At 59.5% G+C, this 578-nt stretch carries 1 protein-coding gene; it reads right to left on the minus strand.

The features are described 5' to 3' along the window. Nucleotides 1-578 (minus strand): hypothetical protein (locus FXN61_RS49945; protein ID WP_167980693.1); only part of this gene is annotated, 578 nt, incomplete at both ends.

A 578-nucleotide genomic window follows, 5' to 3' on the forward strand; every position in this document is an offset into this window, starting at 1 on the left:
CTTCTTGATGTAGCATCTGTTGGCTGTAGCTTCAGGACGCGTGACTGAACGTAGACAAGGCCGTTTGCCTTCCAGAGTTGACCGCCGAGATCGAACCACGACTGCGACTTGATCTGCGCCGTGACGCTCTCGCCTTGCTGGCGGTTCTTGTGATGGCGGGCGCGATCCTTCGCGGTCTGCTCGTCGATGTCAGACTCTTGGTGAATGTGCTTGGGGAGATGGCGCTTGACAGACGGGTCCTTCTCCGTGGCAACGATCTGAAGCGACTTCTTGTCGGTCCCGTAGACGCGCTGCCCCTTGACCTTGTATTCGCTGTGCTGGTCGCCATCGTCGAATGCGGCGCTGCCAGCCAGGATGTTGATGCCCTCCATCAGCGGAGAGTTCGATCCGGCCGAGCCGCCCTTCGTCATCTTGATCGAGCCGTCCGGCATGCCTTGAAGAAGCATCGGCTGGCGGCGCGTCATGCGCTCTACGGCCTCGAAGACCGTTTCGTTCGGGTGCAAGCGCGCATACTCGAAGGGCTTCTGTTGGATATCGGAAGTGAACCCCACTCCCTGCTTATCCAGCTCTTGCGCGAT

Source organism: Lentzea indica (assembly GCF_012184385.1).
Lineage (GTDB): Bacteria > Actinomycetota > Actinomycetes > Mycobacteriales > Pseudonocardiaceae > Lentzea > Lentzea indica.